Source organism: Paenibacillus tepidiphilus, from assembly GCF_008635795.1.
Classification (GTDB): domain Bacteria; phylum Bacillota; class Bacilli; order Paenibacillales; family Paenibacillaceae; genus Paenibacillus_AQ; species Paenibacillus_AQ tepidiphilus.
In genome coordinates, this window is record NZ_VWRQ01000001.1 from 1 (window position 1) to 14189 (window position 14189).

Consider the following 14189-nt stretch of genomic DNA (forward strand, 5'->3'; position numbering starts at 1 on the left):
GCCTGCCGTTTGGTGGCGATGGCGGAGGGGTTCCACGCGTACCCATCCCGAACACGACCGTTAAGCCCTCCAGCGCCGATGGTACTTGGACCGAAGGGTCCTGGGAGAGTAGGACGCCGCCAAGCGGATATTCCCACACACTCTGTGGTATTTTTTTTGCCCTTATTAGTTGAATAGATGTAATGAAAGGGCCTTTAGCTCAGCTGGTTAGAGCGCACCTCTGATAAGGGTGAGGTCAGTGGTTCGAGTCCACTAAGGCCCACCATTTTCCCTGATAGCTCAGTTGGTAGAGCACTCGACTGTTAATCGAGTTGTCACAGGTTCGAGTCCTGTTCGGGGAGCCATTTGGAGAGGTGTCCGAGTTTGGCCGAAGGAGCACGATTGGAAATCGTGTAGGCGCCACAAGCGTCTCGAGGGTTCGAATCCCTCTCTCTCCGTAGCAATACCTTCCCTGAATGGGGATGAGAATCCTCAGTGGTTCGTTGGAGCATAAGCTTCGTTAGGAATTCTTCGCAATCTCGAACGAAGTGAGAGTATCCCTCTCTCTCCGTAGCAATACCTTTAGGAACTAAAAGCATGGCCCGTTGGTCAAGGGGTTAAGACACCTCCCTTTCACGGAGGTAACATGGGTTCGAATCCCATACGGGTCATATATGGAGGCTTAGCTCAGCTGGGAGAGCATCTGCCTTACAAGCAGAGGGTCGGGGGTTCGAACCCCTCAGCCTCCACCATAAATATCCCTATAAAGCAAAGCGTATGCTTTGCCGGTAATCCGATTATTTTTCGGAGAACCGGGGTATAAGAGAATATATTCTAATGACGCGGGGTGGAGCAGCCCGGTAGCTCGTCGGGCTCATAACCCGAAGGCCGCAGGTTCAAATCCTGCCCCCGCAATTATCTCCACTTGCTGGAGAGAGTATTTCTAAATGCGGAACCGTGGTGTAGAGGCCTAACATGCCTGCCTGTCACGCAGGAGACCGCGGGTTCGAATCCCGTCGGTTCCGCCATCTATTTAGCTTCGGGGATGAGAATCCAGAATTGGGTTCGTTGGAGCATAAGCTTCGTTAGGATGACATCGCAATCTCGTAACGAAGTGAAGAGTATCCCGCCCTGTTCCGCCATCTATTTAGCTTCAGGATTGAGAATCTGGATAAGATTCCGGACAATTGCCAACAATACTGATTATTGGGGATTAGCCAAGCGGTAAGGCAACGGACTTTGACTCCGTCACTCATAGGTTCGAATCCTATATCCCCAGCCATTTTACCTTGCAGGTAAAATTACTTGCGAGCCATTAGCTCAGTCGGTAGAGCACCTGACTTTTAATCAGGGTGTCGAAGGTTCGAGTCCTTCATGGCTCACCATTTTCTTTAGTAACACGAAGTGTGCGCGTGTAGCGTCAATGGCAGACGCTTTGAATTCTTGGCAAGCGCACCATGATTAAGCGGACGTGGCTCAGCGGTAGAGCATCGCCTTGCCAAGGCGAGGGTCGCGGGTTCGATTCCCGTCGTCCGCTCCATATAGATTTTGCGCCCTTAGCTCAGCTGGATAGAGCGTTTGACTACGAATCAAAAGGTCGGGAGTTCGAATCTCTCAGGGCGCGCCATCTTTACATCATTGAAATTTCAAAGTGACCTGTAAGATTCGAATGTAGGAGTTCGTTGAAGCATAAGCTTCGATAGCTGTTACTTCGCAACCGGACGCGTTAGCGGCCGCATCTCTCAGGGCGCGCCATTATCTTTTTAACGGGATGTAGCTCAGCTTGGTAGAGCACCTGGTTTGGGACCAGGGGGTCGCATGTTCAAATCGTGTCATCCCGATTGTATACTTGCGGGTGTAGTTCAATGGTAGAACTTTAGCCTTCCAAGCTAATAGCGTGGGTTCGATTCCCATCACCCGCTTCACACAAGCCCTTGTCGCCAAGACAAGGGTTTGTTTTTGTTTTGATGCTAACAAAAGATAATGTTAGTGGTTTACAAAATTTGGGTCATATGTTATGTTTGCTTTGAAAGCGCATCCATGATTTGATAGATTGAGCAATTATTTACCAAACTTTGCATGGGAGGGAAAGTTGGAAATGAAACATTTGCTCAAAAAGGTAAGCGCAATGATGCTGGCAGCGGCACTGCTGCTGGGAGGGGTGACTTTGCCCGCACATGATGTTGACGCGGCTCCGGCACTCTTTACCATTGAAGGGGAGAATGCTCAGCTCAGCTCCGATCTGCAAGTGGCAACACAAATTTACGGACAGCCTAAGCCCGGATTCACCGGCAGCGGATTTGTCTGGATGCAGAATTCCGGCACCATCACCTTTACAGTGACTGCTCCGGAAACCGGCATGTATTCGATCTCCACCCGCTATATGCAGGAGCTTAGTCCAGATGGCAGACAGCAGCATTTATCCGTTAACGGGGTTACCAAAGGCTCGTATATGCTGCCCTACACGACGACGTGGTCGGATTTTGATTTTGGCTATCATAAGCTGAATCAAGGCAGCAATACCATTCAGTTGAAGGCCGGTTGGGGTTTTGCTTATTTTGATTCCTTCACTGTGGATCATGCCGATCTGGACCCGCTGGTTGTGCAGCCTGTTCTCACCGATCCTGAAGCCACACCGGAAACGCAGCTGCTGATGAACTATCTGACGGAGGTTTACGGCAAGCATATCATTTCCGGGCAGCAGGAGATTTACGGGGGCGGAAATGACGGGAATTCCGAGCTTGAGTTTGACTGGATTTACAATTTAACCGGAAAATATCCCGCAATTCGCGGCTTCGATCTGATGAACTATAATCCGCTGTACGGCTGGGAGGACGGTACCACCGCCCGGATGATCGACTGGGTGAATAACCGGGGGGGAATTGCGACCAACAGCTGGCATATTACCGTGCCGCGAGATTTCACGGCCTATCAGCTCGGGGAGTTTGTGGATTGGAAGGAAGCCACCTACAAGCCGACCGAAACCAATTTCAAAACAGCCAATGCAGTAATTCCCGGCACCAAGGAATATCAATATGTGAAGATGGCTACTGAGGATCTGGCAGAGCAGCTGCTGATTCTGCAGGAGAATAATGTGCCGGTCATCTTCCGTCCTTACCATGAGGCCGAGGGCAATGGCGGGCTGAACGGTCAAGGCGCTTGGTTCTGGTGGGCCTCGGCAGGCGCGGAGGTGTACAAGCAGCTGTGGGATATGCTCTATACGGATCTTACGGAGACCTATGGTTTGCACAATTTGATCTGGACTTACAATAGCTATGTGTACGGCACTTCTCCGGCCTGGTATCCGGGTAATGATCAGGTGGATCTCGTTGGCTATGATAAATACAATACGATCTACAACCGCTATGACGGCCTGTCCGGCGTACCTAATGAGGATGCCATTACCTCGATTTTCTATCAGCTGGTGGATTTAACAGGCGGTACGAAGATGGTCGCCATGACGGAGAACGACACGGTACCGAGTGTAAAGAATCTTACCGAGGAAAAAGCAGGCTGGCTCTATTTCTGCCCATGGTACGGTGAGCATCTGATGAGCACCGCCTTTAACTTTCCGGCGACTCTGACAACGCTGTATCAAAGCAATTACGTAATCACACTTGATGAACTGCCCGACTTAACGGTGAACAATCCTATCCCGAACGCATCGGTCACGCCTGTAAACGTTGAATTCGACAAGTACACGCCTAATCAAAGCGACAAGACTATAACCGTAACTGCGAACGGCAATACGCTGACTGCTCTGCGTACAGGCGCCACAACGCTCGCTGCAGGTCAGGATTATACCTTGAGCGGAAGCACCTTGCTGCTGAAGAAAGCTTTCCTGGCCACTCTGCCGGTGGGTGAGCACTCCATCGTCTTTGATTTTAACCAGGGACAGGACCCGGTAGTCAAAGTCAAAGTGATAGATTCCACACCTTCAACGAACGCTGCGATTACGCCCGTAACGGCGGCATTTGATAAAGCGGCGAATCTGCAGCAGGATATTTCAGTGGCCCTTACATTAAACGGCCGCCAGCTGACCAGTATAACGAACGGCAGCTATACGCTTGTGTCAGGCCAGGATTATACGGCTTCAAGCACTAGCGTCGTTCTGCACAAAGCCTATCTGTCCACGCTGCCGCTGGGCTCGGGCGCGATAACCTTTCATTTTAACGGAGGAAATAATGCAGTTCTTACCCTAAATGTCGCGGACAGCACAGTGTCTGTACCTGCGGGGTTAACAGTCCAGGCCTTTAACGGCAATACGACTGCCTCCACCAACGGTATCTCGCCCAAATTCAAAATCATTAACAACGGTAATTCGGCGGTTCAGCTTAAGGATGTTAAACTCCGGTATTACTATACGATTGACGGGGACAACGCTCAGAGCTTCTGGTCCGACTGGGCCAGCATTGGCAGCGAGAATGTAACCGCCCAATTTATTAAACTGGCTACTCCGGTTACCGGTGCCGATTATGTTCTGGAGATTGGCTTCAAGGCTGCAGCGGGTGCACTTAATCCAGGCCAAAGCGCTGAAATTCAAGCCCGTTTCTCCAAAACAAACTGGTCAAACTATAACCAGGCCAACGATTATTCCTTCAAGGCAACCGGTACCCAGTTTGCTAACTATGAGAAGGTTACCGGTTATGTGAACGGCCAGCTGGTGTGGGGAGTGGAACCGTAAGAAGTGAAGTGCAAGGGTTGGACAGGGGATGACTCCTTGTTCCAGCCCTTTTTGCCGTATCCGCCAATCCACGCATATAAGCGGGCAATTTCTGTTCAAGGAAGGTGCACACAGCCAGTCATTCCTTATTGCTGTTATGATTATAGCCGGCAATCCGACTGCACATCATTATCAGTATTAAGGAGCAAAGGTATGACAGACAAAGTGATTCGTATTCTAAAAATGATTAACGCGATTCAATCCACTCCCGGAATTACGGCCTCAGAGCTGGCCTTCCGTTGTGAGGTGAGTGTGAGGACTGTTTACCGGGATCTGGAGCTCATGAGCCATTTTGCGCCGGTGACGAACCAGGGGAGGGGGACGGGCTACAGGTTCCTGGGGAAATTCTTTATGTACCCGCTGGATTTCACGGAACAGGAGGAGATGGCGTTCTCGCTGCTGCCCTCTATATTGAATCAGGAGAAAATCCCTCCGGGGTTTCATACCGCCTATGATAAAGTCATGGGAAAGCATCTGAATGAGAAATCCCGCCCGGGCGGGGTTCTGGAGAATATTGCGGATATTATTCAAATGGGCAAGCCGGCGTACCGGAAGGAAAGCCGGAATTTCCTGCAGCCGATCATTGCGGCAATTCTGGAGCAGCGCAGAATCCGGACCGTGTACCACTCGCAGTCCCGCAATGCCACTACCGAGCGGGAGATTGATCCGTATTACCTGATTCCGCGGGACCAGCGCTTCTACCTGATTGCGTACTGCCATCTGCAGCAGGATATCCGTACCTTTCGCATGAGCCGCTTTCAGCACATGGAGGTGATGGAAACAGTGTTCGACAAAGGGAAATTCAATATTAAGAGCTATCTGAAGAATACCTGGTCGATTGACCGCGGCTCGAAAAACACCAGGTTTAAAGTCCGTTTTCAGCCCGAGGTCGCGCGTTACATTAAAGAGGAGGAACTGTTTGTGCATCCGCGGATGACCGATGAGCCCGGCGGCAGTCTGCTCTTTGAAGTGACGGTCAATAACAGCAAGGAGTTTACCAAATGGCTGATGCAATACGGTCCGAATGCAGAGATTCTGGAGCCGGCATCGGCCAGAACGGAGCTGAAGGCCCAACTGGAGAGCTGGGTAGGCATTTACCATGAGCTGCTTAATTGAGTAGGCTTATAAAAATACATACATAACGCAAAGAAGCCCGCAGATTGGGGGCTTCTTTTGCTTAATTATATGCAGTTGCTTATATTTGCTCTGGAACCGGCAATCCAAGGCCTTCGGCAACACGGCGTCCATAATCCGGATCAGCCTTGAAGAAATGTCCGATCTGGCGGAGTTTGATCTCATCCTTCTCGACAGGCGTCATGGCAGCGACAATATTGCGGACCAGACGGGTGCGCTCCTCGTCAGACATCAGACGATAGAGGTCACCGGCTTGCGAGTAATGATCGTTGTGGTCATAAGGCACGCTTTCGGCCAGGCCGGAAACGGCGAACGGTGTTGTACGATGCTCGGGAGACTCTGTAGCGCCACCGAAGCTGTTAGGCTCGTAGTACATTGACGCGCCTCCGTTGTTGCCGTAGGCCATCGCGCCGTCGCGCTGATGGTTGTTCACTTCAGCATGCGGACGGTTGATCGGCAATTGGTTATGATTCGCGCCTACACGGTAACGGTGGGCATCGGCATAGGCGAACAGGCGACCCTGCAGCATTTTGTCGGGAGAGGCTTCAATGCCTGGAACGAAGGAGCCCGGGGAGAAGGTGGCCTGTTCCACTTCGGCGAAATAGTTCTCCGGATTGCGGTTCAGCACCATGCGGCCTACTTCCATGAGCGGATAATCCTTCTGCGACCAGACTTTAGTGACATCGAACGGATCGTAGCGGTACGAGTTCGCATCGGCTTCCGGCATGATCTGCACATACAGTGTCCAGGCCGGGAAGTCTCCCTTGTCAATGGCATTGAACAAATCCTCCGTATGGTAATCCGGGTTCTCGCCGGCCATTTGCAGCGCCAGATCGACATCAAGATTCTGAATGCCCTGCTCTGTCTTGAAGTGGTATTTCACCCAGACGGCCTGGCCTTCGGCATTCACCCATTTGAAGGTATGGCTGCCGAAGCCGTGCATATGACGATAAGTCGCCGGGATACCGCGGTCGGACATCAGGATGGTAACCTGGTGCAGCGACTCGGGCGAGAGGGACCAGAAATCCCAGACTGCATTCGGATTCTTCAGATGGGTCTGCGGATGGCGCTTCTGGGTATGGATGAAATCAGGGAATTTGATCGCGTCTCTAATGAAGAAGACCGGTGTATTGTTGCCGACCAGATCATAGTTGCCGTCTTCAGTATAGAATTTCACGGCGAAGCCGCGCGGGTCACGGACGGTATCGGATGAGCCCAATTCACCGGCTACAGTCGAGAAACGGATAAACATCGGTGTGCGTTTGCCCACTTCGGACAAGAAATCTGCTTTGGTATATTGGGAAACCTCCCGGGTGACTTCGAAATATCCATGAGCACCTGCTCCCTTGGCATGCACGACGCGCTCCGGCACACGCTCCCGGTTGAAATGCGCCAGCTTCTCCAGCAGATGAACGTCCTGCAGCAAGGTAGGTCCACGGTAACCGGCAGTCATGGAGTTCTGATTGTCGCCTACGGGTGAGCCCCAGCTCGTTGTAAGTTTATGATGTTGACTCATGAATACAATCACCTCGTGTTAGGATTTGAATTTAGAATTAGTATAAGTATTATAATAACGTATTTTATTTAAAAATCAATTCTTTTTTATAATTATTTTAGATTGAAAAATATGGACAAACTAAAAACCCCCGTCCTGCTCGGACGGGAGTTGGGATGACACAGCGCCTGAGTAAAGGCAGCTGTTAGTTTTTGATATACATTTTGTTGTAATACTCTTCCAGCATACGTTTGCTCGCGAACTCCTCACGGGTCGTTTCGATGCTCTTATGCATCATCTGCACCCATTTCTCCCGGTTCTCATAGTAAGTCGGGAGCACACGGTTCAGCAGGGTATCATACAAGGCGTCGCTGTCATGCTTGTCGAGCACGGCAAAATCCGTAGTCTCAAAGCCGTCGCCGATCTGCCAGCCGTTCTCGCCGTCGATGCAGGCTTCCGGCCACCAGCCGTCGAGGATGGAGCAGTTCAGCACACCGTTCATGGACGCCTTCATACCGGAGGTGCCGCTGGCTTCCAGCGGTCTGCGCGGGTTGTTAAGCCAGATATCCGAGCCGCGGGTCAACTTAGCGCCGATAGTCATATCGTAGTTCTCCAGGAATACGACGGCCTTCGGATATTTCTTCATCATCGCTACAAGGTTGCTGACGATTTTCTTGCCGGTGTCGTCGAGCGGATGGGCCTTGCCGGAGAAGACGATCTGGATTTTGCCGCTCTTCAGATATGGCTCGATAATTTCCGGCTGGGAGAAGATCAGGTCACTGCGCTTATAAGGTGCAGCCCGGCGGGAGAAGCCAATCAGAAGATTGTCCGGATTCAAGGCGATGCCGGAGCGTTCCTCGATGAACCCGATCAGCTCTTTCTTGATCTCCTGATGCGTCGCCCACAGGTCGCCGCCCTCTTCAAAAGCGCGGGTCATACGCTCATCCACCCAGGTAGGCGTATGGATAGCGTTGGTGATGCTGATGATTTCCGAACGTCCGGCGACTTCCTTCCACATCTTGTTGGAGGTATCCGCATGCAGCGCAGCCACGCCGTTAGAGATGCGGGAGAGGCGCAGGCCGGCAACCGTCATGTTGAACGGCTCGCCGCCGATGCGTTCCATCTGGTCGCGGGTCAGGCCATTGAAGGCGCCCATGTATTCCAGACGGTCGAGCGGGTGAGTCTCGTTGCCTTCTTTAATCGGTGTATGGGTAGTGAACACAACTTCTTCCCGGGTAGCTTTCCAGGCTTCTTCAAAAGTGCTGCCGCCGGACATCTTCTCACGGATCAGCTCTACGGCAGCGAGTGCGGCATGTCCTTCATTGAAGTGGTAGACATCAATCGGAATCTGCAGGGCGCGCATAGCCTTCACGCCGCCGATGCCGAGGACGATCTCCTGGGCGATCCGCTCTTCGCCGAACCAGCCGTACAGCTGGCCGGTAATCCAGGCGTCGCTGTTCTCAGGGATATCCGTATCCAGCAGGTACAATGGATTGTTGCCGAATTTATCGGTTTTCCAGACCTTACACACTACATCCGTCTTGCGGACCTTTACGGTAACCTTCACACCGGTGTCTTCGAGGAAATCATACACGTAGTTGTGGTAAGAATCGTAAGGATTGCCGTTCGCATCAATCTTCTGATCCGTGTACCCCTGTTTCCACTTCAGGCCGATCGGAATGATCGGAACGTCCAGGTCCTTGGCGCCTTTGATGTAGTCACCGGCCAGGATGCCCAGGCCTCCGGCATACATTTTGAAGTCGGAGTGAAGTCCGTACTCCATGCTGAAATAAGCTACTGACGGTAATTTGTTCTGGTTCACTTGATAAGCCTCCTATTAATTAAAAAATAAATGTGAAGCTGGCGGAGCTGCAGGCTCATTCTAAGGTGCAAACGTTTGCCCAAAATTGCGAAAAGGTCCTTGAAAACGATTGCACACCTATTCTAGCACATTTATCTCCAAAAAGCACAGCGAATTTCTGCGCCGGCAAAATTTTTTTGGGAGGGATGCGAAAGAAAGGGGATACATGCCTATAAATGCGGCGGCAAACGGGAATTCATATAACAGGTCTATCTGCGCGCAAACGGGGTCCAGGGTACGGAAAGGTTTGATTAAACAGCGATCAGGCCATAAGATAAAGAGGTGGACCAAGCCATTGAACGAAGAAACAATCTAAATGACGGTGGTGTGAAGCTTTTGAGCATAGTTGTAATCGGCAGCTTAAATATGGATATGGTGGTACGGACCGGCCGGTCCCCTGAAGCGGGAGAGACGATAATCGGACAGGAATTCGCGTTGTCCCCGGGCGGGAAGGGAGCCAATCAGGCGGTGGCGGCAGCGCGGCTGGGCGCCAAGGTGGCGATGATCGGAAGCGTAGGCCGGGACGGCTTCGGCGCCGAGCTTCTGGAGATTATGTGCCGGGAAGGAATTGATACCAGGCATATCGCCAAGAGTGCCGCGCGTGCAACCGGCGTTGCTTCCATTGTCGTGGACGGGGAAGGTGAGAACCGGATTATTGTCGTTCCGGGTGCCAATGCGGAGCTAAAGGCTGCGGATGTGGAGCGTCTGGAGGAGGTTATCCGCGAAGCCGAGATGATTGTGCTGCAGCTCGAGACGGATCTGGGCATGTGTGAGGCGGCGGCGGCTATTGCGCACCGCCACGGCGTACCCGTAATTCTAAATCCCGCTCCGGCACAGGAGCTCAAGAGTCAAATGTTAGGCGCTGTAACCTACCTGACCCCGAATGAAACGGAGGCGGGTATTCTCAGCGGCATTCCGGTGGACAGCATGGATTCTGCGGAAGCGGCAGGTCAGGCGCTGCTGGCCCAGGGCGTGCAGCATGTGATTATTACACTGGGTTCCAAGGGAGCGCTGATCGTCGATGCTGCCGGAAGCCGTCATGTGCCGGGATTCCCGGTCCAGGCTGTGGATACGGTCGCGGCCGGAGACTCGTTCAACGGCGCACTGGCCTGTAAACTGGCGCAGGGCAGCAGCCTGGAGGAGGCTGTACGTTTCGGCAATGCCGTAGGAGCGCTTGCGGTCGGCAAGCATGGGGCAATCCCTTCGCTGCCGCGTCTGGAAGAGGTTGAACATTTTCTGGAAGAAGCAGCAGAGAAGGGTAACTGAACGAACTTGTCACAAGGGGTGGAGGAGCAGTGAGCGGTATTATTACGGTTAAGCAGGTGGCTCTCGGGGAAGGGCTGCCGAAGATTTGTGTTTCGCTGGTCGGAACTACCCAGGACGAGCTGGAGCAGGAGGCCCGCGAGCTGGCACTGCTGGCTCCGGATCTGGTGGAGTGGCGGACGGATTTCTTCGCGGAAGTGGAGAACCGGGAGGCGGTACTGGAGACACTCCGCCGTATCCGTGGTATTCTACCGGAACTGCCGCTGATCTTCACCTTCCGCAGCGCGCGCGAGGGCGGGGAGAAGGACATTTCGCCTGACGCCTATTTGGCGCTGAATCTGGCTGCGGTTGAGAGCGGACTGGCTGACATCATTGATGTGGAGCTGTTCAGCGGGGAAGCTCTGGTCAGAGCGGCCGTTGATGCAGCACATGCCCGCGGGGTGCTGGTCATCCTGTCCAATCATGATTTTGCGGGAACGCCGCCGCAGGAGGAGATTGTGGCCCGGCTGCGCAGAGCGCAGGAGCTTGGCGGCGACCTGCCCAAGATCGCTGTCATGCCGCAGCGGCCGGAGGATGTGCTGACGCTGCTGGCAGCGACCTGTGAGATGCGGGAGCGGTATGGCGACCGCCCGATCATCACAATGTCCATGGCCGGGGCGGGAGTCATCAGCCGGCTGGCCGGTGAAATCTTCGGCTCGGCGGTCACTTTCGGCGCCGCCCGCAAGCCCTCCGCGCCGGGCCAGGTGGCCGTAGCGGAGCTGCGTCGGACGCTGGAGCTGCTGCACCGCAGCTTATAGCGGGTTGGCCTGCTGATGATGAAGCAGGGAAGATGAAGAATAAGGGATGTTCCGGGCCTTAGGGCCGGCGGAGCATCCTTTTTTGATGATTAAGAGAATTAAGATTTCAAGGTATGAATTATTTTCCGGGCCCGGCCGGATTGAACAGGCGCCCGTTTATGCCCTACAATGGAGGCAGAATAGTCAGCACCCGTTTCTTAGGGAAGGACAGGAAAGGAGAGACGCCAATGACGGAATCCATTCTGGTTGTGGAGGACGAAGAGAAGATCGCCCGCCTGCTGCAAATCGAGCTCGAATGCGAGGGCTATTGCGTGTTTACCGCCGGAAGCGGTCATGAAGGTCTTGAGCGGTATCAGGCGGAGCAGCCGGATCTCCTTCTGCTGGATGTAATGCTTCCCGGATTCAGCGGCATTGAGCTGCTGCGGCGCATCCGGGCCAATGATGCCCATACCCCTGTGCTGATGCTGACCGCCAAAGGGTCGGTGGAGGATAAGGTCTCCGGTCTTGATCTCGGCGCTAACGACTATATTACGAAGCCCTTTCAGATAGAGGAATTGCTGGCGCGAGTCCGCGCAGCACTGCGGCTCGCCTCGGCCCGGAGCCCGAAGGAGCCGGAACACTGGCTGAGAGCGGAGGATCTGGAGCTGAATGAAGCGACAAGAGAAGTGCTCCGCTCCGGAATAGCGGTCGAGCTGACCCCGCGGGAGTTCGATCTGCTGGTATATCTGCTGAAGAACAAGCGCCAGGTGCTGAACCGGGAGCAAATTATGACGGCAGTCTGGGGATACGATTATTACGGCGATACGAATGTCGTCGATGTCTATATCCGCTATGTCCGCAAAAAAATCGCCCCTTCAGGCCAAAGCGAGTTAATCCATACGGTACGGGGCGTCGGTTATGTCCTGAAGGACGCGCCATGAGACTGCGCACCAAAATCCATCTCTATTCCAGCGTGCTGTTCGCCGTGCTTCTGATCCTGCTGAACCTGGTCATTTATTTCATGTTCAGCAGGCTGCTGACCGGCAATGAGCTGGAGCAAGCTGCAGCCGAGACGGCGAAAGTCGCCGCAGGCATGCACAGAGCCGGAGGTGAGGTCGCCGCACCGGAGCTGCTGCGGGCCTACGTTCCGGTCGAGGGCATGCTCCGGCTGCTGGCGGCAGACGGAAGCGGGCCCTCGCCGGTCACTTCGGCCTCCGAACAGGAGATCAGCCGGCTGGAGCCGGCATATCATTCGGACAAGCAGAGCAGAATTATCAAGGTGGAGGGCCGGTCCTACGCCTTCGTCTCGGTTCCGGTCATTTGGGCCGACGGGAATGTCATGAACGTCCAGATGACCAAGAGCCTGGAGAGCATTATGAGCACACTGCGGGTATTACGGTTGGTGCTGGCGGGGGTCACCGTCCTTGCGCTGATTCCGCTGCTGCTCTCCAGCCGGTTCCTGTCGGGGTTAATCATGCGTCCCATTGTGCAGATGACCGCCACGATGCGGGAGATCCGCAGCAGCGGCAGGTTCAGCAGGCTTGAGCTGCAGGATTCGTCCCGGGATGAGCTGGCGGAAATGGGACGGACGTTCAATGAGATGATCGCCCTTCTGGAGAGCAATTATCAGAAGCAGGAGAAATTCGTCTCGGACGCTTCGCATGAGCTGCGCACGCCGCTTACGGTCATTGAAAGCTACGCCAGTCTGCTAAAGCGGCGTGGGCTTACGCATCCTGAGCTGTTCAATGAATCCGTGGAGGCGATCCATTCCGAGGCGATCCGGATGAAGGAGCTGACCGAGCAGCTGCTGCTGCTAGCGAAGCATCATGAGCATTGGAACGTCTCGCTGAAGAGCGTTGACCTCACGGGGCTGGCGGGCGCTTCAGCCAAAGTGTTCCGTGATGCTTACGGGCGGGAGGTCAAGGTTAACGCCAATGGGCCGGTCAGAGGATACAGCGATGAAGCCAAGCTGCGGCAGCTGCTGTTCATCTTTCTGGATAATGCCCGCAAATATAGTGATGAGACCATCACTATCACCCTTGAGACTTCCGGCCGGGAGAGCAGTATTGTGATTACCGACCGTGGAATTGGCATTCCGGGTGCAGAGCTGCCAAAGATATTCGACCGCTTCTATAGAGTGGATGAGGCGCGGGGCCGCAGGGGCGGCGGAGCGGGTCTGGGTCTGGCCCTTGCGGCCGAAATTGCCGAGGCCATCGGCGCCAGGCTGGCAATCGAAAGCGTAGAGGGCGCCGGAACCTCGGCCATCATCCGCGTTGCCGCAGAAAGCGGGGGAGGGGAATGAGGATCAACAAAGCTGGACGTTATAAGAACAGGTACACCGCACTCCTGATTCTTGCTGCTATTCTTTTGCTGGCCTATGCCGGATACCGTGTTCTCACCGATGAATCCGCCGGGGAGCTGACCCCGGAGCAGGCGAGCGCGGCTGTGCTGCAGGAGTATCCCGGCAGCATCGAGAAGCTCGTCCTGCAATCAGGGCAATATGTAGCGGAGCTGCAGACCGCACAGGGACGTTATCAGTTGAAGCTCGACGGTTCGACCGGCGAGATTGTATCCATTGTTCTGCTGGAGGCCGCGGCCACAGCCCGGCCTACGCCGCAGCCTTCTGCGCCGTCCGGCACGGCCGGCAGCGCTGCTCCCTCTGCATCGCCGACGCCCGGACGGATTGTGGGCGAAGCCGAAGCCGTGAGGCTGGCCCAGCAGGAGGTGCCGGGAGAAGTGGATGATGTAGATACGGAAATTGGCGAATTCGGGGTCTTTTATCTGGTCGAAATCAAAACGCCCGACGACCGTGAAGCCATAGTCCAGGTAGATGCTATAACGGGCAGCATTCTGTCCGTGACCTGGGAAGACGAGGACGATGACCCTTCCTGAGCCCCGTTCTCATCAAATTCTAATGTTGCTGTCCTCCTTCTCTCATTTTAGCCGTCTATAGTATAG

The 14189-nt window shown here is 54.1% G+C and carries 9 protein-coding genes, 13 tRNA genes and 1 rRNA gene; 21 read left to right on the forward strand and 2 right to left on the reverse strand.

All coding sequences use genetic code 11. The features are described 5' to 3' along the window. The first annotated feature begins 8 nt into the window (after window positions 1–8). The 16 genes from rrf (at window position 9) to F1379_RS00080 (ending at window position 5818) form a co-directional block, all read left to right on the forward strand. Window positions 9–125: ribosomal RNA gene (gene rrf, locus F1379_RS00005) — 5S ribosomal RNA — on the forward strand. Between the two features lie 63 nt (window positions 126–188). After that, window positions 189–265, forward strand: a tRNA-Ile gene (locus F1379_RS00010). A 3-nt stretch (window positions 266–268) separates the two neighbouring features. After that, a tRNA-Asn gene (locus tag F1379_RS00015) sits at window positions 269–344 on the forward strand. Window positions 345–347: 3 nt separating this feature from the next. Further along, window positions 348–437, forward strand: a tRNA-Ser gene (locus F1379_RS00020). Window positions 438–578: 141 nt separating this feature from the next. Further along, window positions 579–650, forward strand: a tRNA-Glu gene (locus F1379_RS00025). Between the two features lie 5 nt (window positions 651–655). After that, window positions 656–731: transfer RNA gene (locus tag F1379_RS00030), tRNA-Val, on the forward strand. Between the two features lie 89 nt (window positions 732–820). Further along, window positions 821–894 (forward strand) — tRNA-Met (locus tag F1379_RS00035). Window positions 895–930: 36 nt separating this feature from the next. Beyond that, window positions 931–1007: transfer RNA gene (locus tag F1379_RS00040), tRNA-Asp, on the forward strand. A gap of 179 nt (window positions 1008–1186) precedes the next feature. Beyond that, a tRNA-Gln gene (locus F1379_RS00045) sits at window positions 1187–1261 on the forward strand. Window positions 1262–1288: 27 nt separating this feature from the next. Further along, window positions 1289–1364 (forward strand) — tRNA-Lys (locus tag F1379_RS00050). A gap of 80 nt (window positions 1365–1444) precedes the next feature. After that, a tRNA-Gly gene (locus tag F1379_RS00055) sits at window positions 1445–1519 on the forward strand. A gap of 10 nt (window positions 1520–1529) precedes the next feature. After that, window positions 1530–1606: transfer RNA gene (locus tag F1379_RS00060), tRNA-Arg, on the forward strand. A gap of 140 nt (window positions 1607–1746) precedes the next feature. Continuing rightward, window positions 1747–1820 (forward strand) — tRNA-Pro (locus tag F1379_RS00065). A gap of 10 nt (window positions 1821–1830) precedes the next feature. Further along, window positions 1831–1901, forward strand: a tRNA-Gly gene (locus F1379_RS00070). A gap of 176 nt (window positions 1902–2077) precedes the next feature. After that, window positions 2078–4663: a glycosyl hydrolase gene (locus F1379_RS00075; protein WP_150265035.1), complete on the forward strand. Its 2586-nt coding sequence runs from the start codon at window positions 2078–2080 to the stop codon at window positions 4661–4663. A 192-nt stretch (window positions 4664–4855) separates the two neighbouring features. Next, window positions 4856–5818, forward strand: a complete 963-nt coding sequence (locus tag F1379_RS00080; protein WP_150265037.1) for a helix-turn-helix transcriptional regulator — start codon at window positions 4856–4858, stop codon at window positions 5816–5818. 79 nt (window positions 5819–5897) lie between these two features. Here F1379_RS00080 and katA read toward each other — a convergent pair whose 3' ends face one another. Further along, window positions 5898–7352, reverse strand: a complete 1455-nt coding sequence (gene katA, locus F1379_RS00085; protein ID WP_150265039.1) for a catalase KatA — start codon at window positions 7350–7352, stop codon at window positions 5898–5900. Between the two features lie 184 nt (window positions 7353–7536). Continuing rightward, window positions 7537–9153, reverse strand: coding sequence for an alpha-glucan family phosphorylase (gene glgP, locus F1379_RS00090; protein ID WP_150265042.1), 1617 nt, complete (start codon window positions 9151–9153; stop codon window positions 7537–7539). A 366-nt stretch (window positions 9154–9519) separates the two neighbouring features. Here glgP and rbsK point away from each other — a divergent pair, with 366 nt between their 5' ends. From rbsK to F1379_RS00115, 5 genes are all read left to right on the forward strand, one after another. Beyond that, window positions 9520–10458, forward strand: coding sequence for a ribokinase (gene rbsK / locus F1379_RS00095; RefSeq protein WP_338046052.1), 939 nt, complete (start codon window positions 9520–9522; stop codon window positions 10456–10458). 29 nt (window positions 10459–10487) lie between these two features. Then, window positions 10488–11252, forward strand: a complete 765-nt coding sequence (gene aroD / locus F1379_RS00100) for a type I 3-dehydroquinate dehydratase (protein WP_150265046.1) — start codon at window positions 10488–10490, stop codon at window positions 11250–11252. A 227-nt stretch (window positions 11253–11479) separates the two neighbouring features. Then, entirely contained in the window at window positions 11480–12172 is a 693-nt protein-coding gene (locus tag F1379_RS00105; protein WP_150265048.1) for a response regulator transcription factor, read from the forward strand. Further along, on the forward strand, window positions 12169–13533 hold the full coding sequence (locus F1379_RS00110; RefSeq protein WP_150265050.1) for a sensor histidine kinase: 1365 nt from the start codon (window positions 12169–12171) through the stop codon (window positions 13531–13533). Before F1379_RS00105 ends, F1379_RS00110 begins: the two co-directional genes overlap by 4 nt. Continuing rightward, a complete protein-coding gene (locus F1379_RS00115; protein ID WP_150265052.1) occupies window positions 13530–14123 on the forward strand; it encodes a PepSY domain-containing protein in 594 nt (197 codons plus the stop codon). Before F1379_RS00110 ends, F1379_RS00115 begins: the two co-directional genes overlap by 4 nt. The last annotated feature ends 66 nt before the right edge of the window (window positions 14124–14189 follow it).

Bases quoted from the DNA above. Each gene is read 5' to 3' on its own strand.
- F1379_RS00080 (WP_150265037.1), top strand. From the start codon at position 4,856: ATGACAGACAAAGTGATTCGTATTCTAAAAATGATTAACGCGATTCAA.
- katA (WP_150265039.1), bottom strand. From the start codon at position 7,352: ATGAGTCAACATCATAAACTTACAACGAGCTGGGGCTCACCCGTAGGC.
- F1379_RS00110 (WP_150265050.1), top strand. From the start codon at position 12,169: ATGAGACTGCGCACCAAAATCCATCTCTATTCCAGCGTGCTGTTCGCC.
- F1379_RS00105 (WP_150265048.1), top strand. From the start codon at position 11,480: ATGACGGAATCCATTCTGGTTGTGGAGGACGAAGAGAAGATCGCCCGC.
- F1379_RS00115 (WP_150265052.1), top strand. From the start codon at position 13,530: ATGAGGATCAACAAAGCTGGACGTTATAAGAACAGGTACACCGCACTC.
- F1379_RS00075 (WP_150265035.1), top strand. From the start codon at position 2,078: ATGAAACATTTGCTCAAAAAGGTAAGCGCAATGATGCTGGCAGCGGCA.